The following is a 22915-nucleotide window of genomic DNA, read 5'->3' on the forward strand; positions in this document are numbered from 1 at the left end:
GGTGGGCAAAGCCCGCCTGCGGCTGTTTGAGGTGTTAATTACCCCAGTGGAGGGCGTATGGCTATCCGCATTACCCAAAGCATGATGTACAGCGATATGGTCGGCCAGATGCAGAAAAATCTGGCGGCCTATATGGAAAGCAACGAGCAGGGTTCCACCCAGAAGAAGATCAACCGGCCTTCGGACGATCCCGCTGGAGCCTACCGCGTGCTGACCACCCGTGACGACCTCAATGCCACGGCCCAGTACCAGACCAACGTGGATACGGCCCGGGGTTGGCTGGAGCTGGCGGACAGCGTGCTGAGCACCCGGGTCAGCACGCTTTTCCAGGATCTGGAAAGTCTGGCCCAGCAGGCCAGCAATACCGAAATGTCCGCCGAGAACCGCAAGCAGATCGGTGAGCGGGTCAAGCAGATTTTCGGTTCGCTTCTCAATCTGTCCAACACGGAATTTGAAGGCAAGAGCCTCTTCGCCGGACACAAATACGACAAGAACGCCTTTGAGCAGGGCCTGGCCCTGACCAGTTGGGACGACAACTGGTCAGGCGACATCAGCCAGGGCAATTACAGCATTCAGGGCGCGTCCGACACGTCCATGATGCTCCAGTTCACCAGCGACGGCAATCTGAGCGACCCGGCTACCTACCGTTGGTCCAAGGACGGCGGCACCACCTGGAACGACGGGACCGTGCAGGTGAATGCGGGGCCTCCGCAGACATACGACATGGTGGCCGACGGCGTCACCGTGACCATGAAGCAGGACATGGCCGTCAAGGCGGCGGACGTGGACGCCGGGCCCGGAGCCGAAAACGGCACTCTGGTCTACATCCGGCCCACAGCCGTGTACCAGGGGGACGACAAGGACCCGCCGCCGGAAATGACCGTCATGGGCGGCCAACAGGGCCTCAGGGCCTCGGCCAGCGGCACGTTCAGCAAGAATATGCTGGTACGCATGGACGAGCCCGCTGCGGGCGTGGACCTGAACACCACGGGAGAGGAATTTACCTGGTCCTACAGCACGGACGGCGGCTCCACCTGGGTCACGGCCAAGGGCCAGACCTCCGGCGGCGGCACGGTGCGCCTGCCCGTGCCCGGCGGCTATATGGATCTGGACGCCACGACGGCGGCCGGGGGCACCACCGTGCCGGCGGGCGCGCAGGTCATGATCCATCCCTCCCGCGCGGATCTGAATTATGAAATCCTCAAGGATACTTATATCTCGGTGAACGGGATAGGCAAGGACATCTTCGGCGGCTATTACCAGGGCAAGCCCGCCATTGAAGGCGATGCCAATGTCTTTGAGGTGGTGGGCAATCTCATTGCCTACTGCGAAAACAACAACGCCACGGGCTGCGGCCAGTCCCTGGCCGCCCTGAAAAAAGCCCACGAGCGCATCACGACTGAGGCGGACCGCTACGGCGGCCTGGAAAACCGCGTGGAAATGGCCGCCGACGTGCTCAGCTTCCAGAAGCTGGACCAACAGGAGCGATTAAGCTATACTGAGGACATTGACCTGACTGAACTGCTGACCAAGCTTACCCGGCAGCAGCTCACGTACCAGACGGTGCTCCAGTCTTCATCCATGATCATGAAATTGAGCCTTGCCAACTATATTTAGAGCGGCGCTCCAGCCTGAAAAAACGGAAGATCAGAAAACCGCGAGCCGCTCCGTGAAAGTACTCCATATGGATAAGCCATGCTGATATTGACGCGACGCCCCGGTGAAAGCCTTTATCTGGGCGAAAACATACGCATAACCGTCCTGGGTATGCAGGGAAAACAGGTCAAACTCGGCCTGGAGGTGCCCGGCGATACCACCGTGTACCGCGAAGAGGTTTACAAGCGGGTCATTGAGGAAAACCGCCGCGCGCTGGCGACAAGCAACGAAGACTTCATGGTGGCAGCTGAACTATGGCACGAGACAAAGAAGAAATAGAGATCGACACCCGTCTTGGACGGCGCCGCATCGATACCGATAAAGTGATCCGCTTCCCCCACGGCCTGGCCGGATTTGAGGGCGAGCGGGATTTCATTCTGCTCCAGATCCGGCCCGAAGCGCCGTTGCTCATCCTGCAAAGCGTGACCGAGCCGCAGGTGGGCCTGCTGGTGGCCGATCCCTACAGCTTCCTGCAATCCTACCCGGTCATGGTGGGGGATGCGGAACAGCAGCTGCTCCAGATCAAACGCATGGAAGACGCGGCCATCCTGGTCACGGTTTCCATCCCGGCCGGAGAGCCGGAAAAGGCGGCCCTCAATCTCACCGGGCCCATCGTCATCAACCACAATGCCCGCATCGGCCTCCAGGTGCCCCAGAGCAGCGAAGGGCCGGCCCAGATCAACATGCATTCGCTCGAACCCATGGAGTCCGCTCCGGCCTCGCCGGAAGAGGAAAACGTGTCCGCCCCGGATTCCGGCACGGCCCCCGGCGCATAGCGCGGCTCCATAGCTCAAACTCCGCGTCGCCCGCGTGCCGCGGTAGCCGTTGGCAAGTCTTTGAGCCGGGCGGATGCCGACAGCCGCGCTAACACGCGGTTTTTCCGATGGGCTGAAACCGGACGTAATTTTTCTGCGAATTCTCATCCAAACGCGGCATTTTTTCCCACGCGCCATAATTCAGGGCCGCCCCTTACGGGAGCGGCCCTGTGGTTGCTGATAAAGCAATGCATCCATTTCAAACGCGAATTGCTCCGGAAAACTTAGAGAAAATTAACGTTGAGAATTGATATTCTCAACGTTGACACTGCCTTCAGCCTGCGGTGGAAACACGGTCCCACCTTGGCTTCAGGCGCGGGCGTCTGCTTTCGCAGCCGCCGGAGCAAAGTAACTTTGAAAAGTTACTTTGCTCTAATCCAGGCCCATGGCCTTGCTGATTTTTTTGGCGGCTTTTTTGACTTTTTCCAAAGGAGTCTGTTCCCCGGCCTGTTCAAATTCGCGCAGCAGTTCTTCCTGTTTGGAGGAAAGGCGGGTGGGGGTGAGCACTTTGACTTCCACCAGCAGGTCGCCGCGCTCTCTGCGGCCGGGGTAGGGCAGGCCTTCGCCCGCCAGGCGCAACAGTGTGCCGCTCTGCACGCCCTTGGGAACTTCCAGGGGCAGGGGGCCGTCGATGCCCGGCACTTCCACTTTGTGGCCCAGGGCGGCCTGCACGAAGCTGATCTCCTGGCTGTAGATCAGGTTCTGGCCCTGGCGCTGCCAGCGTTTGTCCTGCTCCACGGTGAGCACCACGTAGAGGTCGCCGGGAGGGCCGCCGTGCACGCCCGCCTCGCCCTCGCCGCGCACCCGCAGGCGGGTGCCGGTATCCACCCCGGCGGGCACGCGCACCACCAGCTCGCGCGTGTCCGTGACAATGCCTTCACCCCTGCACTTGGCACAGGGCTTGGTGATCATCTGTCCCGTGCCTTGGCAGATCGGGCAGGGCATGGCAATCTGGAAAAAGCCCTGGGAGCGGCGCACCTGGCCCGTGCCGTTGCACTGGCGGCAGCTTTCCACCTTGCTGCCGGGCGCGGCGCCGCTGCCCTTGCAGTCCGGGCAGGTGACGTGCTTGGGCAGGGACAAGGTGATTTCATCGCCCTTGGCCGCCTGGGCGAAACTGACGGTCAGGTTGTAACGCAGATCCGCTCCGGCCATGGCGCGCGGACCGCGCGAAGCCGAGGAAAAGCCGAAGAGGTCTCCGAAAATGTCGCTGAAATGGGCGAAAATGTCCTCGGCACTGCCGAAGCCCCCCACGCCGCCGTTGCCCTGCACGCCCGCGTGACCGAAACGGTCGTAGCGGGCGCGTTTGTCCGGGTCGCGCAGTATGTCGTAAGCCTCGGCGGCCTCCTTGAATCGCTGCTCAGCCTCGTCGTCGCCGGGGTTGTGGTCAGGATGGTATTTCATGGCCATTTTCCGGTAGGCACGTTTGATTTCGTCCTCTCCGGCGGTACGGCTGACGCTCAAAACTTCGTAGTAGTCGCGCTGCATCATAATTTTCAGGTGCTTTTGCGTTTAGGGCAATTCACGTTTGAAATGAGTGAATTGTTCTGGTGGCCGCGTAAGCGGACATCCGTGCCCAAGTGCGAGAAAAGACCACGTGTCAGGTTGCTGTCGCCATCCCCGGCACACGGGCGGCGTAGAGTTTGAAATGTCACACATTTCAAATGCAAAATGCTGTAGTTCCGGTATGGCGCGCGCCCATGCTGACGTCTGTCCCCCGGCTCGCCGCGCGGACCGGGGGACAGAGGGGGCACGCGGATCAGACTCCGCTAGCCCTCGGTATTGGGCGCGCCCTGCCCGCCGGACAGGGGGTTGTACAGACTTTTGTCGTCCGGCATGACCTTGCCGGCGGCAATTTCACGCAGGGCGGTAACCACTTCCTTATTGCGCGTTTCCAGCAGGGGTTCATACCCTTCGCGGTACTGGTGTACGCGTTTGATGGCCATCTGCACCAGCAAGAAACGGTTGTCCACGCGTTCCTGACAATCTTCCACAGTAATACGGGCCATGCTGCCTCCGTGTCCGGCCGACCTTGACGCGCCGACCGCTGTTCCGGGAAATCCGGTTGAAAAATAATACCGCCCGGCCTGTTGTAAAGAGGGCGGGCGAACGAATGCGCCTGAGTACTAGGGCTTTGCCTGCTGAAATAAGATATGATAGGGGGGGGATTGCGATCTGTCAAGGACCAACCGCCGCCGGACAGTCCGGCGTTTTTCGGAGGAGCCATGCGTTTTGTCTGCCTGTTCGCAGCCATGGAAAAGTCGTCCGTGCCCTCGGGCCAGAGGGAGGATCGCCCGTGAGCCGCGAGAAACGCTCCTTCGCCCAGGAGGTCTGCGTCAAAAGCGCGGGCAAGGCCATGCAGAAAACCGGCATGCTTTGGCCCGGCTGTCGGGTGGGAGTGGCCGTATCCGGCGGCGTGGACAGCTTTGTGCTGCTCAAGACCCTGAAAATCCGCCAGGGTATTGTGCCCTTTCGCTTCGAGCTCATGGCCGTGCATCTCAATCCCGGTTTTGACCCGCACAGTCATGCCGCCCTGCTGCCCTGGCTGGCCCGCGAGGGCATTCCCGCCCATCTGGAGGTGACGGATTATGGGCCGCAGGCCCATTCGGAGCAGAATCTGCGCCGCTCGGCCTGCTTCCGTTGCGCCTGGCTGCGGCGCAAACGCCTGTTCGAGCTCTGCGCGCGCTACGGTTTGACCCATCTGGCCCTGGGCCACAACGCCGAGGATCTGGTGGAGACGTTTTTTCTGAATCTCTGCCGCAACGGCCGGGTGGACGGCATGAGCATGTGCGAGCCCTTTTTCAACGGCGGGCTGCGCCTGATCCGGCCGCTTCTGCTGGTGGAAAAGAAGTACATCCTCAAGGCCGCCCGGCAGTGGGAACTGCCGGTCTGGGCCAATGCCTGCCCCTCCGCAGGGCACACGGCGCGCAGCGCCATGGCCGAAACCTTGTCCGGCCTTTACGGCCTGACCAAGGATGCCCGCCGCAGCATATTTAACGGCCTGATCCGCTGGCAGCTGGATAAAAACAGCCTGCCCGAGGAGCCGGACGGCGGAGCGGAGGACGCGGCGCGCTGAGCGGGGACGTCATACGGCGAACATCAGGGGGGGAGTCGTCATGCCCGGGTCACGAGACATGGAGATGGCGGCTGCGGCATGTTTCCCGCAACACGCCGGGCGGATTATTGCCCTGGCGGGCAATGCCCTCACCGGAAAGGAGAGGGGTGCCGAAAGCGTGCGGATCACGCGGAAGAGGAGCTGGCGGACGTGCTGGACCGTTATATTCAGATGGACGACATGCCGCGGAAACCGGCGTGAAGCCCGGATTTAGTCGGAGTACAGGTATTTCACCAGCGTTTTGTTGAAGAAGTTGAACACCCCGTCGGCCATTTTGGTGATGGCCCCGTTGCGCTGCTCCAGATAGTAGACCGCCGGATCGTCGGGCAGCATGAGCAGGCGGTCGCCGGGGTTATAGAGATAAAATTCGCCGATGATCAGGGCGTCCGAGCCGGGCATGACAATGGGCCCGAACTCGGCGGCCTTCACGGACAGGCCCGCCATGGAAACGGCGGCGCAGCGCGTGAGCAGTTCCCTGAGTTCCTTGGAAAAACCGAATTCCAGCTTTTTCTCCAAAGCCGCCACCGCCTCCGGGCTGAGACCCGGCGCGGCCTTCAGGTCTTCAAATTCGCCCACGGCCGCGTAGAATTCGGGCAACAGAGCCTGCAGGGCCCGCTTCGCCGGGTCTTCGGGGGCGTTGGAAGCGCCGGGAGCGGCGGCAACGGAAGAAGCGGGGGACGTGGGGATATTCTCCGGCATGGGCGTTTTCTCCTTGCTGCGGGTGCGCTGCAACGCAAGCCGCAAAAAGAACCATACACGTCTGCCGCCGCATTGTCAGCAATGGGAGAGATGCCCGGCGGGGCGGATATCTCTTGAATCGAGGAGTCAGCCGCATGGGCAAAGGATTTGCCGTCCTCCGTGCGTGGCAGGCCCGGAAAATCATTTGCCGCCCGCGCATTGACAGGGGCCGGAGCGCACCCTAAACTATCCGCTCCATGCTGCTCGGCAAATACCACATCGTCATTTTCAAGGAAGGGCGCAGCGGCAGCCGCAATCTGCGGATGCGTGGCTGGTTCTGCTTCACGGCCGGTCTGCTGATCCTGGCCTTGATCGCCTGCAACGCCTGGCTCTGGCGGGCCTGGCTTCAGGCGCGCCATCTGGATGAGAATCTGAACAACGCCCAGCGGGTCATTGAGGAGCAGCGCCGCCAGATCGTCAACCTGGCCGGGCGGATCACCGGCGTCAGCCAGGATTTGCAGCGCGTGCAGCGCTTTGATTCCAAGCTGCGGATGATGATGAACATGGAAAAGGACCCGGCCGAAGTGGGCGGCGCGCCCGGCGATTTTTCGCGCGCCTATCTGCCCCTGCACCGGCAGGAACTGGCCGCGCGCAAGATGCAGGATTTTCTTTCCCACCTTTCCGAATCCGTGCGCCTGGAAGAAGTGCGCCAGCAGGATCTTTTGCGCGCCCTGCGCGAAAACCGCGACGCCCTGGCCTCCATGCCGTCCATCTGGCCGGTGGTGGGCTTTATTTCCTCCAGTTTCGGCGGACGTTCCTCGCCCTTCGGCGGCGGAGGCCAGTTCCACAAGGGCCTGGACATCAGCAATCGCATGGGCACGCCTGTTCTGGCCCCGGCCCAGGGCGCGGTGATCCTGGCCGCGCGCGACGGCGCCTACGGCAACAGCGTGGAAATCAACCACGGCGGCGGCATCGTCACCAAGTACGGGCACATGCAGCGCTGGGCCGTGCAGCCCGGCCAATGGGTCAAGCGCGGCGAGATCATCGGCTACATCGGCATGAGCGGCCGCACCACCGGCCCGCACCTGCATTACGAGGTACGGCTCAACGGCGTGCCCGTGAATCCCATGCGCTATATTCTGGAGTAGGCCCCGCCTCGGCTTTCGTGTCTCCTTATATTTATGTATAGCTTTGACTATTGCGGAACAGGGCGGCCCTGGCGTATACTGAATAATACGCTGTCGGCACGTTCCGCGCGTATCCACGCCCTACAGCATTTTGCGTTTGAAATGTGTGCATTTCAAACGCTACGCCGTCCGTATGCTGCGGAAAAAACGCCGTTTTTCCTTGCACTTGGGCGCGGGTGTCAACTCACGCGGCCCCCAGAGCAATTCTTCATTTCAAATCTGAATTGCTCTGGAGCGTGAATCTTATTCAACCTTGCGGAGGATCAGGATGGCCAAGATCGGTGATGTTTCGCTCATCCTCAAGTTGCTGGCCGGGCTTGTGCTCGGCGCGCTGCTGGGCTTTGTGGCCAATGAGGCCGTCATGGACGTGGTGGTGTCGTTGCGGCATATTTTCGGCCAGATTATTTTCTTCCTGGTGCCGCTGGTCATTGTGGGCTTCATTACCCCGGCCATTGTGCGCCTGGGGCAGAACGCCAGCAAGATCCTGGTGGTGGCCGTCTGCCTGGCCTACGCCTCCTCACTGGGCGCGGCTCTGTTTTCCATGGGCTCGGGCTACTTGGTCATTCCGCACCTGTCCATCGCCACGGAAACGGAGACCCTGCGCAAGCTGCCGGAAATGGTCTTCCGCCTGGACATTCCGCCGCTGTTCAGTGTCATGAGCGCCCTGGTCACGGCCCTGTTCTTCGGCGTGGCCATCGCCTGGACCAAGTCGGAAACCCTGGGCAAGGTCTTTGCCGAACTGGAACGGATCATGACCTGGCTGGTGACGCGGGTGCTGATCCCCATTCTGCCTTTTTTCGTGGGCCTTTCCTTCATGGGCCTGGCCTATGAGGGCTCGCTGACCAAGCATCTGCCCATTTTCGTGACCATGGTGGCTCTGGTGATCTTCGGCCATTTCATTTGGCTGACCGTACTGTATGGCATCGCCGGGATCGTGTCGGGCCGCAATCCTTCCCAGGTTTTCCGCTATTACACGCCCGCCTATCTTACCGCCGTGGGCACCATGTCCAGCGCCGCCACCCTGCCCGTGGCCCTGGAGTGCGCGCGCCGCTCGCCGGTGCTCAGCCGGACCATGGTGGAATTCATGGTGCCGCTGGGCGCCACCGTGCATCTCTGCGGCTCGGTGCTCACGGAGACCTTTTTCTGTATGACCATCAGCCTGATCCTTTACGGCACGCTGCCCTCGGTGGGCACCATGCTGCTGTTCTGCGTGCTCCTGGGCATTTTCGCCGTGGGTGCGCCCGGCGTGCCCGGCGGCACGGTGGTGGCCTCGCTGGGCATCGTGACCGGCGTGCTGGGCTTTGACCAGACCGGCGTGGCCCTGCTCATCGCCATCTTCGCCCTGCAGGACAGCTTCGGCACGGCTTGCAACGTCACCGGCGACGGCGCTCTGACCCTTATGCTGGACGGCATCTTCAACCGCCACGGCGAATTGGGGCCTTTGCAGCACTCGGGGACTAGTGTTTGATTGCAAAAAATTGAGAGCATAAATATGCTCTCAATTTTTTGCAGGATCGTCAGCGGAAAAGCGTGGTTTTTCGCTGCCCCACGGCGGCTACGCCGCCGCAAAACCCGTGGGGTTTTGTGTGTCTAATTTGAAAAATTAGAGTAGCTTAACTTTTAAAGTTAAACTGCTCTGGCGGCTACGAAAGTGGACGCCCGCGCCAGAAGCCAAGGTGGGACCGCGTCCCCGCCGCAGGTTGCGGGCAGCGCAAACTTTGAGAATGTCAATTCTCAAAGTTAATCTGCTCTAGATACCAGGGAGAACGCATGTGCCCGTCCAAGCAAGCCTTTCTTGATCTGATCCACCAGGAAGTGGTGCCCGCCCTGGGATGCACCGAACCTATCGCCGTGGCTCTCACGGCGGCCAAGGCGGCCGAAACCCTGGGAGCCGTGCCGGAGCGTCTCTGTGTGGAGGTCAGCGCCAATCTGCTCAAGAACGGGATGGGCGTCATGGTGCCCGGCACCGGCGAGATGGGCCTGAACATCGCGGCGGCGGCGGGCGCGCTGGGCGGCAAGAGCGCCTTGGGGCTGGAATGCCTGCGGGACCTGACGCCCGCCCAGGTGGACGCGGCCGGGGCCATGCTCAAGGCCGGCCGGGTGGAATTGAAGCTGCCGGGCAACGATCTGTTGCTGTACTGCACGGTGACCGCGGCGGCCGCCGGGCATACGGCCAAGGCCGAGTTGCGGGACAGCCACGCCAATATCACCAGAGTCTGGCGCGACGGTGAGCTGATCTTCGAGAAAGAAGATGCCGCCGGGGCGGGAAACCGGAGCGCCGCCGGGGAGGGCTGGCCTTTGACCCTGGCCGGTATTTACGACTTCGCCGCCACGGCCCCGTTGCAGGACATTGCCTTCATTCTGGAGGCCGCGCGCATGAACCGCCAAGTGGCCGAGGAAGGCCTGACCCGCCAGTACGGCCTGGCCGTGGGCAAAAACATGGACGCCCAGGTGCGGCGGCGCATCCTGGCCGACGACATGCCCACTTTCGCGGTCAAACTCACGGCGGCCGCGGCGGACGCGCGCATGGCCGGGGTGATGATGCCGGTCATGAGCAATTCCGGCAGCGGCAATCAGGGCATCACCTGCACCATGCCGGTGGTGGCCTGCGCCATCCGCCAGGAAAAGAGCGACGAGGAGCTGGCCCGCGCCCTGATCATGAGCCACCTCGCGTCCATCCACATCAAGCACCATCTCGGGCGGCTTTCGGCCCACTGCGGGGCCATGGTGGCGGGCACGGCCGCGGCCTGCGGCATTGCCATGCTGCTGGGAGGCGGGCTGAAGGAAATGGAAATGACCGTGCGCAACATGGTAGGCAACATCGCGGGCATGATCTGCGACGGGGCCAAGAGCTCCTGCGCGCTCAAGGTGGCTTCGGCCGTGGGGGCGGGCATCCAGGCCGTGATGCTGGCCATGGAGGGTTCCGCCGTGCCCGGCAACGAAGGCATCGTGGACGCGGACATTGAAATCTGCATCGCCAATCTGGGGCGTCTGGGCTCCACGGGCATGCGCGAGACGGACAAGGTGATTCTGGACATCATGCTGCACAAGAAATAACGCCGGTTTCATTCCAGGAATCCCCAAAAGAGCAAGGCCCGTGTCCGACACGGGCCTTGCTCTTTTAGAGCAGATTAGCTTTGAACCGCTACACGTTTTAAAGGAGTCATTCCGGCAAAAAGCACTCTTATCGCTATTGTCGATCCCTGTATGGTTCCGTTCTCGCCAACAGGGACAAAGCCCTTCAGGCTGCCTTCGGTCGCTTTGCCGGAATCCACGCCGCGTTGCTCTCAATGCCTGTACGCCCTTTGGGCCACAGGCACGGCCCTACGGGCCGCCCGTCGGGCCGGTCTTTGCGGTGCGCCTCACCGTGTTCAGCGTTAGAGCATTTCAACGTTGAAATGCTCTGGGGATTCCGTTATTGCGCTCCTCCGTCAGCCGTCGTTTCCGCGCGCAATCGCGTGATATGACGCAGAGGCGGTTCGCCGAACTGCCGCTTGTATTCGCGGATAAACTGCGTGGTGCTTTCATAACCCACGTCATATGCCGCACCGGTCGCATCAAGCCCTTGCGTCAGCATCAGACGCCTGGCCTCATAGAGGCGCAGCGTTTTTTGGTATTGCAGGGGGCTGAGCGTCGTCACCTGCTTGAAATGCCGGAAAAAGGCCGAGGGCGACATGTGGGCCATGTCCGCCAGCTCGTTCACATGCAGCGGGGCGCGGAAATTGTCGCGTAACCAGCTGATGATCCGGGCGATATGATTGCTTTTTGTGCCCAGCGAGCAAACGGATCGCAGCCATCCGCCCTGCGGCCCGAGCAACAGGCGGTGATGTATTTCCCTGACAAGTATCGGCGCGACAATAGGAATTTCATCCGGTTCGTCAAGCAGAGTCACAAAACGGAGAAAGGCCAGCAGCACCTTGGGTGAAATTTTCTCCACGGCGGCCCCGATTTTCTCATCTCCGGGCGAAGGAGCGGGGGGCATGCCGGCGATCAGATCAGCGATGACGGTCCGATTCAAATCAATGGATAATGCTAAAAACGGCTCTTCCGGAGAGGCTGCGCTGACATAGCTCTCACTGGGCATGTCCACTCCTGTCACGAAACAGTGACAGGCCCCGTAGTGATACTCTTCCCTGCCCAGAACAGTATGCTTTACGCCCTGTATCGTTACCCCGATGAACGGAGTGTAAAATGTGTGCAGCCTGTTGGCGTCCTCCCGCCGCACAAGCGTCAGGCCAGCCACGCCGGAGCGCCACTCTCCGGGCTGGGGAAGACGGCGCAAGATGGATTTTTTCAACTCCTCGTTGATGCTTTCAAGTTCTCCGGGCGCTCTTTGCATCAGCTGTCTCCTTGTTCTTCCGTCAGCCATGTCTTCCATATACCGTAACTTTGGTCATCCGTCATCTGTGGAGGATCAGGCAGTATTTCGCCTCATTTGTGTCTACCCGCCGGAGAAGGGGCGACCTATGGTGCCCCGAGAAGCGGAGGAACAGGAATTCCGCCGAGGAAGGCGTCATCACAACATACGGAAGGTGGACATGAACAGGGAATATGAAGGCAAGGTCGTTGCGATCACCGGGGCCGGACAGGGCATAGGGTTGGCCGCCGCATGGGCATTCGCCCGAACGGGAGCTGCCGTCGTCATGGCCGACATCAGGGAGGACCCGGTGCGGCGGGCTGCCCGCGAACTGGCGGATGCCGGACATAAGGCCGTGGCCTTGACCTGCGATGTCGCGGACGACGCACAGGCGGCGAATCTGGTTCAGGCCGCCGTGGACAATTTCGGCCGCCTGGACGCGGCGTTCAACAATGCCGGCATTCAGACGCCGCAGATTCCCGCAGCGGACATGGCCGCCGGGGATTTCGACCGCACTGTTGCCGTCAATCTGCGCGGCACATGGAATTGCATGAAGCACGAAATCGCCTGGATGCTCGGACATGGCGGCGGAGCCGTCGTCAATACCTCCTCTCAGGGCGGAGTGACGGGATTTCCCGGACAGGCGGCCTACATTGCTTCCAAGCACGGCATTATCGGGCTCACGCGTACGGCCGCTCTTGACTATGCGCGGCAAGGCGTCCGGATCAACGCCATATGCCCCGGCGTCATCCGCACTCCGATGGCCGGGGCGCTGCTTGACGGCAACAGAGAGCTGGAGGCCGCCCTGATCGCCGAAATTCCCATGGGACGCCTGGGCAGGCCCGAGGAAATCGCCGAGGCCGTACTCTGGCTGTGCGGTTCAGGGGCAAGTTTCGTCACCGGTCAGGCCATCGTGGTGGACGGGGGCTATACGGCCAAATAGAGCATTCTGCGCTTGGAATTATCGCTTAACGGCGAAGCAACTTCACCTTGCGATAATTTAGCGGTGCGGATTTTCCGTGAAAATCCGCACCGGGCGTTGAGATATTTTTAATCTCAAAACGCTCTAGGGGCTGTTTCTCCGTCAGCGGAAATTGAAGTCTGTTATCGACAAGAAAGGGAGATGCATATCATGAAAACACAACGTCACGACGCCGCAGCGTGGAAGGGCGGCACGGCCGTGCATAGGCGCGGCCTGCTCAAGGCTGGAGCGGCCTTGTTTGCGGTTCCGGCTATTCTGATGGGTCTGCCCGGAGTAGGTCTTGCCACATCTCCGGCTTCTCCCGCCGGGAGCGTGGATATGCCCCTGATACGCAAACGCCGGACTCTGGGCAGCGGCAGTGCCGCCCTGGAGGTTTCAGCTCTGGGATTCGGCTGCATGGGGGCCGATTATAACCGCGGCGTCTCACCTGACAAAAAGGCCATGACGGCCCTCATCCGGCAGGCGGTGGAGCATGGCGTCACCCTGTTCGACACGGCGCAGGTTTACGGCCCGCTTTCCAATGAAACTCTGGTGGGCGAAGCGCTTGCTCCATACAGGGGCAAGGTGGCCGTTTCCACCAAATTCGGGCACCGCATCGTCAACGGGAGATATCAGAAGGGCCGGCTGGACAGTCACCCTGAGAACATCCGGAAGGTGGCCGAAAATTCTCTGAAGCGGCTCAGGATTGACGCCATCGACCTCTTTTACCAGCACCGTTTTGACCCCGCCGTGCCTATTGAAGACGTGGCCGGAACGGTCGGGGACCTGATCCGGGAGGGGAAGGTCAGGCATTTCGGCCTGTGTGAAGTGGGACCGGAAACTATCCGCCGCGCCCATGCGGAGCAGCCTGTCACGGCGGTGCAGAGCGAATGGCATCTCATGTGGCGCGAGCCGGAGAAAGATGTCCTGCCCGTGCTCGAAGAGCTGGGCATAGGTTTTGTGCCCTACAGTCCTCTGAATCGGGGCTATCTCGGCGGTGATCTCTGCGAATTCACCCGCTTCGATTCCGGTAATGACAATCGCGGCAGCCTGCCGCGTTTCACGCCGGAAGCCATGCGGGCCAATATGCCCATAGTGGAGACCTTGCGTCGTTTCGGCCGCCCCAGGGGGCTCTCGGCAGCGCAGGTGGCCCTGGCCTGGCTGCTGGCCCGGAAAGACTGGATCGTGCCCATCCCCGGCACGACGAAGCTCGCACACCTGGAAGAAAATCTACGAGCGGCCGAGGTGACGATTCCCGGCGTTGATTGGGATAAACTGGAGCGGAAACTCGCCGTCATTGCCGTCATGGGCGATCGCTATCCCGCCCATGAACAGCAACAGATCCAAAAAAGCTGACCCTCTGCCGATAACGGCCCGGAGATATTTTTCCCCGGGCCGTTATCGGCATCCTGAACCTGAACAGGAACCCTGGCTCTACAGCGTCGGCCGCCCGATGCCCGGCAGGGCCCGCTCCAGGGCATGCCCGATGCCCAGAAGGCGGGTTTCGCCGCAGGCCGGGCCGATGAGTTGCAGGCCCACGGGCATCTTGCTTTCCGCGCCCAGGCCCACGGGCAGGGACAGGCCGGGCAGGCCCGCCAGATTCAGGGACAGGGTGTAGGCGTCCATGAGGTAGGCCTGCAGCGGATCGGCGGCATGGCTGCCCAGATCCCAGGCCGTCACCGGCGAAACCGGAGCGCAGAGGACGTCGCACTGTTCCAGGGCGGCCAGGTATTCGTCGCGTATCAGGCGGCGCACCTGGGCGGCCTTGCGGTAATAGGCGTCGTAATAGCCGGAGGAGAGCACATAGGCTCCGAGCATGATCCGGCGTTTGACCTCCTGGCCGAAGCCCTCGGAACGGGATTTGACGTAGAGCTCTTCCAGATTTTTCACGTCCGGGGCGCGGCGGCCGTAGCGCACGCCGTCAAAGCGGGCCAGATTGGAGCTGGCCTCGGCCATGGCGATGATATAGTAGGTGGCGATGGCCGCGTCGGTATGCGGCAGGCTCACTTCCACCGGTTCCGCGCCCAGCTCCCGCGCGCGCGCAATGGCCGCTTCGCAGGCCGCGCGCACTTCCGGGGCCAGGCCGTCGCCGAAGAATTCTTTGGGCAGGCCCAGACGCACGCCCTTGAGGTCCGCGCCGTTCCGGGGCAGGGCCGCCGCGTAGTCTTCCACGGGCCGGGGATCGCAGGTGCCGTCGCGCGGGTCGTGTCCGGCGATGACCGAAAGCACGCGGGCGCAGTCTTCCACCGAGCGGGTCAGGGGACCGATCTGGTCCAGGGACGAACCGTAGGCGATGAGCCCGTAGCGGGACACCCTGCCGTAGGTGGGCTTGAGCCCCACGCAGCCGCAGAACGAGGCGGGTTGGCGGATGGAGCCGCCCGTATCCGTGCCCAGCGAGGCGAAGCACTGCCCGGCCGCCACCGAGGCCGCCGAACCGCCGGAGGAGCCGCCCGGCACCTTGGCCGTGTTCCAGGGGTTGCGGGTTTTCTGGTAGGCGGAATTTTCCGTGCCCGAACCCATGGCGAATTCGTCCAGGTTGGCCTTGCCCAGCAGCACGGCTCCGGCCCGGCGCAGCTTTTCCACGGCAAAGGCGTCGTAGATGGGCACAAAACCTGCCAGAATACGCGAACCCGCAGTGGTGGGCAGCCCTTTGGTGGACAGGGCGTCCTTGACGGTCACGGGCACGCCCCAGAGCGCCTGGGCCGGGTCCGGCCCGGCCGCGTCCAGCTCACGGGCGCGCGCCAGCGCGCCTTCCGCGTCCACGCGCAGCATGGCGGCAATCCGGGGTTCCGTGGCCTCCATGCGCGTCAGGCAGGCTTGCGCGGCTTCCACGGCGCTGATTTCCTTTTTCTGCAAAGCCCCGGCAACGGCCGTGAGCGAAAGCGAACAGATCTCGGTCATGTAACTGTCCTTATACGATTCGTGGGACGATGAAGTATTCCCCGTCCGCTTCCGGCGCGTTGGCCAGCACTTCCTCGCGCGAGCGCCGGTTGACGGCCCGGTCCTCGCGGCCCTCGGCCGCGTGCTGCACCGGGCTGTACAAGGGGTCCACATTCTCGGTGTTCACCTGTGCGAGCACATCCATGTAGCCCAGAATGTCCCCGAACTGGCGGGCGAAGAGTTTCTGTTCCTCGTCGCTGACGCGCAGCCGGGAAAGCGCGGCCATGTGCGCCACTTCCTCCCGGCTGATGTTGTTAGGTTCTGCCATGATCAATCCTTATTCCGTGTTCGGTCTCAGCGCCGCGTGGGCAGGCGCAGTTTGTACGAAGGTTGCGGGGTGCTGCTCAGGGGCAGCGCCGACGGCGTCGCGCCGGGCTGGACCGTTCCGCTCTGGTCCGGCGTCTGCCCGGCGGCGGGCGGCAGGCCGGGCACCAGGGGGTTGCCCTCGGCGTCCACGGCGGGCAGGCCCTGCATGCGCAGCGCGGCACGTTGCAGCACGGCGGCGCGGGTTTGCTGGAACTGCCCCAAGTCCAGCGGCGTCATGCCCGAGGGCGAGGCCTGGAAGATGAAGAGCTGCTGGTGGGCCACGCCCGCGCTGTCCCAGGTGATGGGGGCCATGGCCCGGATCATCTGCGCGGCGCGCCCGGCCCTGGCAGTGATTTCCGGCGCGCTCAGGCGTGAATTCAGTCCCAGGTTGACGGCGAAACGGGTGAAATCATAGCCCAGGGCCACCCAGAAGTCGTTGCCCGGTGCCTGCAGGGCGCGCGGGGCACGCGCGGCGTTCCACGCGCCGGGAAACACGGCCAACGCGTATTTTTCCGCATTGGGCACTATCTTGCCGGACAGGCTCTGCTCCCAGAGGGTTGTGCCCAGCAGCACCAGGCGGTCTTCTCCGTTATAGAGCAGGCTGGTTGTCAGCATGTCCATGCTTTTCCAGGAATCGGGCAGGAAGAGGGCCTCAAAGGCGGTCTGGGGCACGGGCGTGCTGCTGCCCTCGGCCTGGGTGGCGTTGATCAGCGGGGCCACGGCGGTACTCCAGGAACTGACGTCCGCCGGATCATAGGAGGCCTTGTGCAGCACCATGTTCTGGCCGGCGAGGCTCTGCTCCAGCATGCCGGTCATGCGCGCGCCGTAGGCGTCCGTGGGATAGAATGCCCCGTAAGTGCGGATGTTCAGATCGTTTGTGGCAAAGCTGATCAGGGCGTCGATCTGGTCCTGCGGGCTGGGAAAAAAGCGCCAGGCCCGCGCGCCCTCGTCGCCCTGCTCCAGACTGGGCAGGAAGGTGAAAAAGGCCCGTTGGTCCACGGCTCCGGCGGAACGGGCCTGAGCATAGTTGCGGGCCTGCAGCGGTCCGCCCACCACGGCGCATTCCGGGGGCAGGGCCGACAGCCTGCTCAGCCAGTCCGGGGCTTCGGTATTCACGGTTTCCAGACGTATCTTGATGCCGTCGGCGGCCAGTTCCTGACGGGCCAGACCCGCGCCTCGGCTGATCTTGCCGCCGATGGGCGCGTACGGGCCCGAGGCGGGCAGGGCCAGGACCACACAGGGGCCCTGAGCCGCGGCGGGCGTGGCGGGCCTGATCTGCGCGGTATCGCGTTTGCCGAACGGCATCTGGCAGGCTGCCAGCATGAGCAGCGCGGGCAGGACAAGGGACAGCCGCAGGAAAGCCTGGCGGGGGAAGAAAATTGGCTGGACGGACATACGCCTACCTGCCTGTCCGGTATGAAGGCTGCTTGTGCGGGTCGCCGGGGCCTGAATCAGGGCGCGAATCGGGACGCGGCGCATTGGGGGCCTGTCCCGGAGTATGCGGCGGCCGGGGCTGATCCGGGCGGTGCTGCGGCGCGGGCCTATGGGCGGCCGGAGGATGCCCGTCCGGCGGGGGCGGGGGCCCCTGGCGGCAGGCGGCCAAGCTGAAAAAGGCCGCGATCAACAGGGCAGGGGTACAGAAACGCAAAAAATGACGCAGGCTACGCATGGCGGCTCCTCCGGAAATAAAAAAGGCCTGACCTTTTACGGTCAGACCTTTTTAGTACAGCGGAAGCCTACTGGCAAGCCGGGCAACCCGGCCTGAGCTTATTTCTTAACTTCGGTGTAATCGGCGTCCACCACGTCGTCGTTGCCGCTGGCGGAGGAAGCGCCCGCTCCGGCGTCAGGGCCGGGCTGGCCGCCCGCGGCCCCGGCATTCTGCTGGGCTTGCTGCTGGTAGAGCTGCTCGGCCAGCTTGTGCGAAGCCTTGGCCAGTTCCTCGGTGGCATTCTTGATGGCCGCGGCGTCCTCGCCTTCCATGAGCTTGCGCAGAGAGGCGATTTTGCCTTCGATGTCGCTCTTCACGGCGGCGTCAGCCTTGTCGCCCAGGTCGGCCAGGGATTTTTCCGTGCCGTAGATCAGGCTGTCGGCATGGTTGCGGGCCTCAATGAGCTCCTGCTTCTTTTTGTCGTCGCTGGCGTGAGCTTCGGCCTCGCGCACCAGGCGCTGGATGTCCTGCTCGGACAGGCCGGAGGAAGCCGTGATCTTGATGGACTGTTCCTTGCCGGTGCCCATGTCCTTGGCCGAGACGTTGACGATGCCGTTGGCGTCGATGTCGAAGGAGACCTCGATCTGCGGCACGCCGCGCGGCGCCGGCGGAATGCCGGTGAGGTCGAAGCGGGCCAGGGTCATGTTGTCATTGGCCATGGGGCGTTCGCCCTGGAGCACATGGATAGACACCGAGGGCTGGTTGTCCGCCGCCGTGGTGAAAATCTGGCTCTTGCGCGTGGGGATGGTGGTATTGCGCTCAATAAGCTTGGTGAACACGCCGCCCATGGTTTCAATGCCCAGGGAGAGCGGCGTCACGTCGAGCAGCAGCACGTCCTTCACGTCGCCGGTGAGGATGCCGCCCTGGATGGCGGCGCCCATGGCCACGACTTCGTCGGGGTTCACCGAGCGGTTGGGCTCCTTGCCGAAGAATTTGCCCACCACCTGCTGGATCAGAGGCATACGGGTCATGCCGCCGACCAGGATGACTTCGTCGATCTGGTTGGGGTCAAGGCCGGCGTCGGTCAGAGCCTTGTTGCAGGGCTCAATGGTACGATCCGCAAGATCGCTGACCAGGGATTCCAGCTTGGCCCGGCTGAGCTTGATCAGAAGATGCTTGGGGCCGTTCTGGTCGGCGGTGATGAAGGGCAGGTTGATCTCGGTCTCCATGGCCGTAGACAAGTCTTTCTTGGCCTTTTCCGCGGCTTCCTTCAGGCGCTGGAGGGCCATGCTGTCCTTGGACAGATCAATGCCGTTTTCTTTTTTGAATTCTTCCACCAACCAGTTGATGATGCGCTGGTCGAAGTCTTCGCCGCCCAGGAAGGTGTCGCCGTTGGTGGCGCGCACTTCCACGACGTTGTCGCCCACTTCCAGAATGGAAATATCGAAGGTGCCGCCGCCCAGGTCGAAGACGGCGATCTTTTCATTGGCTTTTTTGTCCGAACCGTAGGCCAGGGAGGCGGCCGTGGGCTCGTTGATGATGCGCTTGACTTCCAGACCGGCGATGCGGCCGGCGTCCTTAGTGGCCTGACGCTGGGCGTCGTTGAAGTAGGCGGGCACGGTGATGACCGCTTCGGTGACCGGCTCGCCCAGATAGGCTTCGGCGTCGGCTTTGAGTTTGGCCAGGATCATGGCCGAAATTTCGGGCGCGCTGTAGATGCGGCCGTCCACTTCCACCCCGGCGTCGTCATTGGGGGCCTTGGTGATGAGATAGGGGGAATGCTCTTTCCAGCGGTCGACTTCAGGGCTGTCGAATTTGCGGCCCATCAGGCGTTTGATGGCGAAAATGGTGCGTTTGGGGTTGGTCACGGCCTGGCGCTTGGCGATTTCGCCCACCAGCCGTTCCTTGTCGGTAAAAGCGACCACCGAAGGGGTGGTGCGGCCGCCTTCGGGATTGGTGATGCATTTGGGGTCCTTGCCCTCCATGACGTAAACGCAGGAGTTTGTGGTACCCAGGTCAATACCGATGATTTTGGACATATGTGTATCCTCCTCAGGGAAATATAAGTCTTGTCGAAATCATGTTTCCCGCGTCGCGGACGGCGTCGGCGCTCTCTTCCGTCAGGCTGCCGACGCGGGCGAATCCGCCTGTTCCGGGGCTGCCGGCGGACGTTGAAAAATACAAAGTTTCAGGCGGCCGTGCCGCGCGGAAAAGAATGTAAGTCCTTCTTCGGCCGCGTCCAGTGCCGGACGGAAAATTTTTACAAAAAAACCTGTTTTCCGTGGGGATTCCGTTGACTCGCTTTTCCATGCAATGCTAGTGATTTTTTTAACAATAGGGATTGGATTCCTACAAAAAAGGAGGAGGGCATAATGGACTGCAACAGAAGGCATCTGCTTTGTGGACTTGGAGGGCTGGCTGTGGGGGGCGCCGTGGCGGGGCTGGTCGCTCCGGCTCTGGCCGTGCCGCAGGCCGCGCCCGCTCCCGGTGAGCGTTTCGCCCAGGTGGGCGGCGAGTTCGGCTGGCAGCCGCACAAACTCAATGCGGACGAATGCGCGCCCGTGGCCTATGAAGGCTACTGGCACAAGGGCTATGCCTGCGGTTACGGCGCGTTTTACGGCATCATCGGGATGATGGGCGAGAAATTCGGCGCGCCGTACAACCAGTTTCCCTTTACCATGCTGGAAGCCAACAAGGGCGGCATTTCCGACTGGGGGACCATCTGCGGCGCGCTCTACGGAGCGGCGGCGGCCTTTGCCCTGTTCTGGGGCCGCAAGGAGCGCACCCCCATGGTCAACGAGCTGTTCCGCTGGTATGAAACCACGGCCCTGCCCATCTACAATCCGGGCGACGCGGCCACGGGCTTCAAGGGAGCCCTGCCCACCGGTGTTTCGGATTCCGTGCTCTGCCATATTTCGGTATCCAAATGGTGTTACGAAAACAAGATTGAGGCCAGCAGCAAGCAACGCAGCGAACGCTGCGGCCGCCTCACCGCCGACGTCTGCCGCAAGGCCATTGAAATCATGAACGCCAAGATCGAGCAGGGCAAGAATTACAAGGGCACCTTCCCGATCCGGAAGGCCGTGGCCGGTTGCGGCGAATGCCACATGACCAAGGGCAACGAGGCCAACTGGAGCAAGGGCGTCATGGACTGTACCCCCTGTCACAGCGGCGGCAAGGCTGTGGCGGACAAGTTCAAGGATCACCCGTAGGAGAGGGATGCGGACCTCCGCGAGCGTCGGCACTGCCGACGCGACCTGAAAAGCGCAAGAGGCCGGAGCAATGCTCCGGCCTCTTGCGTTGCGTATTTAATGATGTTGCGACAATCGCCGCCGGTCAGACAGCCGGAGCGGGGGATGCCTTGAGCTCGCGCGGCCCGTCTTCACTCTGCAGGGCGGCGGCTGTTTCGGTTTCCTCCACGCGGATTTCATTCAGCAGTTCTTTGAGGACATGGGCCTGATCCGTCATTTCCCGTACTTCCAGGGCGGCCTTTTTCATGGCTTCGGCCATGGTGGCGCTCAGGACGTTCACGTCGGAAATATGCCGGTTGATTTCCTCGGCGGCGGCGGACTGCTCCGTGGCGGCGGTGGCGATAGCCGCCGCGCGGCTGCTGGAATCCTCGGCCAAGGCGGAGATCTCTTCCAGCGAGCGGCCTGAATCCTGGGCCATGCCGGTCACTTCCTCAATGGCGGCCACGGCGTCTTCCACCGTGGTGGCGCTTTTGTCCGTACCCTGCTGGATGGCCTCTATGGCGGATTCCACCTCGCGGGTGGCGTTCATGGTCTTTTCAGCCAGTTTGCGCACCTCGTCGGCCACCACGGCGAAGCCGCGCCCGGCCTCGCCCGCGCGGGCCGCCTCAATGGCCGCGTTCAGCGCCAGCAGGTTGGTCTGGTCCGCGATGTCGCGGATCAGGGTGAGCACCGTCCCGATGTCGCGGGACTGCTGGTCCAGGCCCGCCATATCCTGTTTCAGGCCCAAAGAGCGTTCCTGTACGGATTTGATGTTCTCGATGGTGCGCAGCATCAGGCCCGTACCGCTCTGGGCCCTTTCCTGCACCGAGACCGAAGATTGAGCCGCGCTTTCGGCATTGCCCGCCACTTCCAGCACCGTGGAGTTCATTTCCTCCATGGCAGTGGCGGTCTCCGCCATGCGTTCGGCCACCTGATCGCTTTTGACTTTGGTGTCGCCCAGCTGGGCGCTGAGGGCTTCGGCCGCGGCGTTGAGCCCGGTCACCACTTTTTTCAGGCGGGCGTTTACGGAAATGCGGGTGCGCCTGGAGTTGTCTTCCACCTGCTTCAGGCGCAGTTCCTCGGTGATGTCCACGCCCATCTCCACATGGCCCACGGGCGTGCCCTGGGGGTCGAGCAAATAGTGGATGACCATTTTCATGGCCTTGCCGTTGGGCATATGGTTGATGACCGTATTCTGCCCACGGCGCAGGCATTCAATGCCGCAGTCGGGCGTGTCGCAGAGATTGCCCTTGCGGGCCGAGCAATGCCGGCCCAGAACCTCGGAGGGCGAGGCCTTGCCCATGGATTTGAGCGCCGCCGTGTTGCAGAAGGTCCAATGCATGTCCAGGTCCGTGACGGCCACGGAGTAGGGCATGCTGTTGAGAATGCTTTCGTACCAGTGGGCCTGGTGGCGCAGCTTGCCTACCATGTTCCGCAGGGATTCGGCCAAGTGACCCAGGCAGTCCGCGCGGTAAAATTCCAGTTCCGTCTCTTCGCCCCGGCTGACGGCGTCGGCATAGGCCACCAGGGTGTAAATGGGACTGAGCCGACGATGGATGAACACGCCGCCCACAACCGCGATGAGCGCGATGAACGCCAGGCTGTACAGCAGGCTTTCACGCGCGGAACTCGCAATCAGCTCGGTGGCCTCCAGGCTCTGCTGGAAATGCAGCATTTCATGGAAGGGTTGTCCAACCAGGGCGTAACCGATGACCAGCAGCCCGGCCCAGGCCAGGAGCATGGCGACGACAAACGCAATAATAATTTTGGTGCTGAGCCTCAGACGCATGAAACCTCCTTGGCTTCTGCGGTCCCGGAAGCAAAGGCCGCTTGGAACGGCGTGATACGACATTTCATGATGCGCGATCCAAATAAAGCACAACCAGCATATCGTTGCCGATAAGTGCTTTTTCGGACGCTGTCCGAAAAACATGATACCAGGGAAAGATTTTTTTGTGAGTATGCGGCAGGAACGCGCTCACGTCCAGACGTGGGGCGCATTTTCAGGCGTTTCTTCAAAGAGGA

At 62.3% G+C, this 22915-nt stretch carries 19 protein-coding genes; 10 read left to right on the top strand and 9 right to left on the bottom strand.

The genetic code is table 11. The annotated features are described in order from the left end of the window. Nucleotides 1–57: 57 nt before the first annotated feature. The 3 genes from flgL (at nucleotide 58) to fliW (ending at nucleotide 2432) form a co-directional block, all read left to right on the top strand. Nucleotides 58–1617, top strand: coding sequence for a flagellar hook-associated protein FlgL (flgL, locus tag HMPREF1022_RS08800; RefSeq protein ID WP_008682051.1), 1560 nt, complete (start codon nucleotides 58–60; stop codon nucleotides 1615–1617). 78 nt (nucleotides 1618–1695) lie between these two features. Beyond that, nucleotides 1696–1935 carry a carbon storage regulator CsrA gene (gene csrA / locus HMPREF1022_RS08805; RefSeq protein ID WP_008682049.1) on the top strand — a complete coding sequence of 80 codons (240 nt, stop codon included), beginning with the start codon at nucleotides 1696–1698 and terminating at the stop codon, nucleotides 1933–1935. Further along, on the top strand, nucleotides 1911–2432 hold the full coding sequence (gene fliW / locus HMPREF1022_RS08810) for a flagellar assembly protein FliW (protein WP_008682047.1): 522 nt from the start codon (nucleotides 1911–1913) through the stop codon (nucleotides 2430–2432). Before csrA ends, fliW begins: the two co-directional genes overlap by 25 nt. Nucleotides 2433–2843: 411 nt before the next feature. Here the strand turns inward: fliW and dnaJ are convergent, their stop codons facing one another. Both dnaJ and rpoZ read right to left on the bottom strand, forming a co-directional pair. Continuing rightward, complete coding sequence (gene dnaJ / locus HMPREF1022_RS08815; RefSeq protein WP_009302832.1) at nucleotides 2844–3959, bottom strand: molecular chaperone DnaJ; 1116 nt, start codon at nucleotides 3957–3959, stop codon at nucleotides 2844–2846. Between the two features lie 278 nt (nucleotides 3960–4237). Beyond that, on the bottom strand, nucleotides 4238–4477 hold the full coding sequence (rpoZ, locus tag HMPREF1022_RS08820; RefSeq protein ID WP_008682042.1) for a DNA-directed RNA polymerase subunit omega: 240 nt from the start codon (nucleotides 4475–4477) through the stop codon (nucleotides 4238–4240). A gap of 287 nt (nucleotides 4478–4764) precedes the next feature. On the opposite strand from rpoZ, the gene HMPREF1022_RS08825 reads away from it, so the two are divergent. Then, nucleotides 4765–5544, top strand: coding sequence for a tRNA lysidine(34) synthetase (locus HMPREF1022_RS08825; RefSeq protein ID WP_008682040.1), 780 nt, complete (start codon nucleotides 4765–4767; stop codon nucleotides 5542–5544). 249 nt (nucleotides 5545–5793) lie between these two features. On the opposite strand, the gene HMPREF1022_RS08830 is transcribed toward HMPREF1022_RS08825, so the two are convergent. Then, entirely contained in the window at nucleotides 5794–6282 is a 489-nt protein-coding gene (locus HMPREF1022_RS08830; protein ID WP_009302833.1) for an SMI1/KNR4 family protein, read from the bottom strand. Nucleotides 6283–6518: 236 nt separating this feature from the next. On the opposite strand from HMPREF1022_RS08830, the gene HMPREF1022_RS08835 reads away from it, so the two are divergent. From HMPREF1022_RS08835 to HMPREF1022_RS08845, 3 genes are all read left to right on the top strand, one after another. Continuing rightward, entirely contained in the window at nucleotides 6519–7409 is an 891-nt protein-coding gene (locus HMPREF1022_RS08835) for a M23 family metallopeptidase (protein WP_008682035.1), read from the top strand. Between the two features lie 307 nt (nucleotides 7410–7716). Further along, nucleotides 7717–8916, top strand: coding sequence for a dicarboxylate/amino acid:cation symporter (locus HMPREF1022_RS08840; RefSeq protein ID WP_009302834.1), 1200 nt, complete (start codon nucleotides 7717–7719; stop codon nucleotides 8914–8916). 302 nt (nucleotides 8917–9218) lie between these two features. Next, nucleotides 9219–10505: an L-cysteine desulfidase family protein gene (locus HMPREF1022_RS08845; RefSeq protein ID WP_009302835.1), complete on the top strand. Its 1287-nt coding sequence runs from the start codon at nucleotides 9219–9221 to the stop codon at nucleotides 10503–10505. A 358-nt stretch (nucleotides 10506–10863) separates the two neighbouring features. On the opposite strand, the gene HMPREF1022_RS08850 is transcribed toward HMPREF1022_RS08845, so the two are convergent. After that, nucleotides 10864–11787, bottom strand: coding sequence for an AraC family transcriptional regulator (locus tag HMPREF1022_RS08850; RefSeq protein WP_009302836.1), 924 nt, complete (start codon nucleotides 11785–11787; stop codon nucleotides 10864–10866). Between the two features lie 199 nt (nucleotides 11788–11986). Here HMPREF1022_RS08850 and HMPREF1022_RS08855 point away from each other — a divergent pair, with 199 nt between their 5' ends. Further along, on the top strand, nucleotides 11987–12748 hold the full coding sequence (locus HMPREF1022_RS08855; RefSeq protein WP_035061069.1) for an SDR family NAD(P)-dependent oxidoreductase: 762 nt from the start codon (nucleotides 11987–11989) through the stop codon (nucleotides 12746–12748). A 189-nt stretch (nucleotides 12749–12937) separates the two neighbouring features. Next, the gene (locus tag HMPREF1022_RS08860) at nucleotides 12938–14122 is read left to right on the top strand and encodes an aldo/keto reductase (protein WP_009302838.1); all 1185 of its coding nucleotides are present in this window, start codon (nucleotides 12938–12940) and stop codon (nucleotides 14120–14122) included. Nucleotides 14123–14200: 78 nt separating this feature from the next. Here the strand turns inward: HMPREF1022_RS08860 and gatA are convergent, their stop codons facing one another. From gatA to dnaK, 4 genes are all read right to left on the bottom strand, one after another. Continuing rightward, complete coding sequence (gatA, locus tag HMPREF1022_RS08865; protein ID WP_009302839.1) at nucleotides 14201–15667, bottom strand: Asp-tRNA(Asn)/Glu-tRNA(Gln) amidotransferase subunit GatA; 1467 nt, start codon at nucleotides 15665–15667, stop codon at nucleotides 14201–14203. A 10-nt stretch (nucleotides 15668–15677) separates the two neighbouring features. Next, nucleotides 15678–15974, bottom strand: a complete 297-nt coding sequence (gatC, locus tag HMPREF1022_RS08870; protein WP_008682021.1) for an Asp-tRNA(Asn)/Glu-tRNA(Gln) amidotransferase subunit GatC — start codon at nucleotides 15972–15974, stop codon at nucleotides 15678–15680. A gap of 26 nt (nucleotides 15975–16000) precedes the next feature. After that, nucleotides 16001–17407 carry a hypothetical protein gene (locus tag HMPREF1022_RS08875; RefSeq protein WP_009302840.1) on the bottom strand — a complete coding sequence of 469 codons (1407 nt, stop codon included), beginning with the start codon at nucleotides 17405–17407 and terminating at the stop codon, nucleotides 16001–16003. Between the two features lie 372 nt (nucleotides 17408–17779). Then, nucleotides 17780–19699 (bottom strand): molecular chaperone DnaK, encoded by a 1920-nt coding sequence (gene dnaK / locus HMPREF1022_RS08885; protein ID WP_009302842.1) that lies wholly within the window; start codon nucleotides 19697–19699, stop codon nucleotides 17780–17782. Between the two features lie 333 nt (nucleotides 19700–20032). Here dnaK and HMPREF1022_RS08890 point away from each other — a divergent pair, with 333 nt between their 5' ends. Continuing rightward, nucleotides 20033–20872: a split-Soret cytochrome c gene (locus HMPREF1022_RS08890; protein ID WP_009302843.1), complete on the top strand. Its 840-nt coding sequence runs from the start codon at nucleotides 20033–20035 to the stop codon at nucleotides 20870–20872. A 124-nt stretch (nucleotides 20873–20996) separates the two neighbouring features. Here the strand turns inward: HMPREF1022_RS08890 and HMPREF1022_RS08895 are convergent, their stop codons facing one another. Further along, the gene (locus HMPREF1022_RS08895) at nucleotides 20997–22679 is read right to left on the bottom strand and encodes a methyl-accepting chemotaxis protein (RefSeq protein ID WP_009302844.1); all 1683 of its coding nucleotides are present in this window, start codon (nucleotides 22677–22679) and stop codon (nucleotides 20997–20999) included. Nucleotides 22680–22915: the final 236 nt, after the last annotated feature.

It is taken from the genome of Desulfovibrio sp. 6_1_46AFAA (assembly GCF_000224635.1).
Classification (GTDB): Bacteria; Desulfobacterota; Desulfovibrionia; order Desulfovibrionales; family Desulfovibrionaceae; genus Desulfovibrio; species Desulfovibrio fairfieldensis.

What these genes read in the sequence shown, in the direction of transcription:
- HMPREF1022_RS08860 (WP_009302838.1), top strand. Translation starts at nt 12,938, where the DNA reads ATGAAAACACAACGTCACGACGCCGCAGCGTGGAAGGGCGGCACGGCC.
- dnaJ (WP_009302832.1), bottom strand. Translation starts at nt 3,959, where the DNA reads ATGATGCAGCGCGACTACTACGAAGTTTTGAGCGTCAGCCGTACCGCC.
- HMPREF1022_RS08830 (WP_009302833.1), bottom strand. Translation starts at nt 6,282, where the DNA reads ATGCCGGAGAATATCCCCACGTCCCCCGCTTCTTCCGTTGCCGCCGCT.
- HMPREF1022_RS08895 (WP_009302844.1), bottom strand. Translation starts at nt 22,679, where the DNA reads ATGCGTCTGAGGCTCAGCACCAAAATTATTATTGCGTTTGTCGTCGCC.
- gatC (WP_008682021.1), bottom strand. Translation starts at nt 15,974, where the DNA reads ATGGCAGAACCTAACAACATCAGCCGGGAGGAAGTGGCGCACATGGCC.
- flgL (WP_008682051.1), top strand. Translation starts at nt 58, where the DNA reads ATGGCTATCCGCATTACCCAAAGCATGATGTACAGCGATATGGTCGGC.
- dnaK (WP_009302842.1), bottom strand. Translation starts at nt 19,699, where the DNA reads ATGTCCAAAATCATCGGTATTGACCTGGGTACCACAAACTCCTGCGTT.
- HMPREF1022_RS08890 (WP_009302843.1), top strand. Translation starts at nt 20,033, where the DNA reads ATGGACTGCAACAGAAGGCATCTGCTTTGTGGACTTGGAGGGCTGGCT.
- gatA (WP_009302839.1), bottom strand. Translation starts at nt 15,667, where the DNA reads ATGACCGAGATCTGTTCGCTTTCGCTCACGGCCGTTGCCGGGGCTTTG.
- HMPREF1022_RS08835 (WP_008682035.1), top strand. Translation starts at nt 6,519, where the DNA reads ATGCTGCTCGGCAAATACCACATCGTCATTTTCAAGGAAGGGCGCAGC.
- HMPREF1022_RS08875 (WP_009302840.1), bottom strand. Translation starts at nt 17,407, where the DNA reads ATGTCCGTCCAGCCAATTTTCTTCCCCCGCCAGGCTTTCCTGCGGCTG.
- HMPREF1022_RS08845 (WP_009302835.1), top strand. Translation starts at nt 9,219, where the DNA reads ATGTGCCCGTCCAAGCAAGCCTTTCTTGATCTGATCCACCAGGAAGTG.
- csrA (WP_008682049.1), top strand. Translation starts at nt 1,696, where the DNA reads ATGCTGATATTGACGCGACGCCCCGGTGAAAGCCTTTATCTGGGCGAA.
- HMPREF1022_RS08850 (WP_009302836.1), bottom strand. Translation starts at nt 11,787, where the DNA reads ATGCAAAGAGCGCCCGGAGAACTTGAAAGCATCAACGAGGAGTTGAAA.
- HMPREF1022_RS08855 (WP_035061069.1), top strand. Translation starts at nt 11,987, where the DNA reads ATGAACAGGGAATATGAAGGCAAGGTCGTTGCGATCACCGGGGCCGGA.
- HMPREF1022_RS08840 (WP_009302834.1), top strand. Translation starts at nt 7,717, where the DNA reads ATGGCCAAGATCGGTGATGTTTCGCTCATCCTCAAGTTGCTGGCCGGG.
- fliW (WP_008682047.1), top strand. Translation starts at nt 1,911, where the DNA reads ATGGCACGAGACAAAGAAGAAATAGAGATCGACACCCGTCTTGGACGG.
- rpoZ (WP_008682042.1), bottom strand. Translation starts at nt 4,477, where the DNA reads ATGGCCCGTATTACTGTGGAAGATTGTCAGGAACGCGTGGACAACCGT.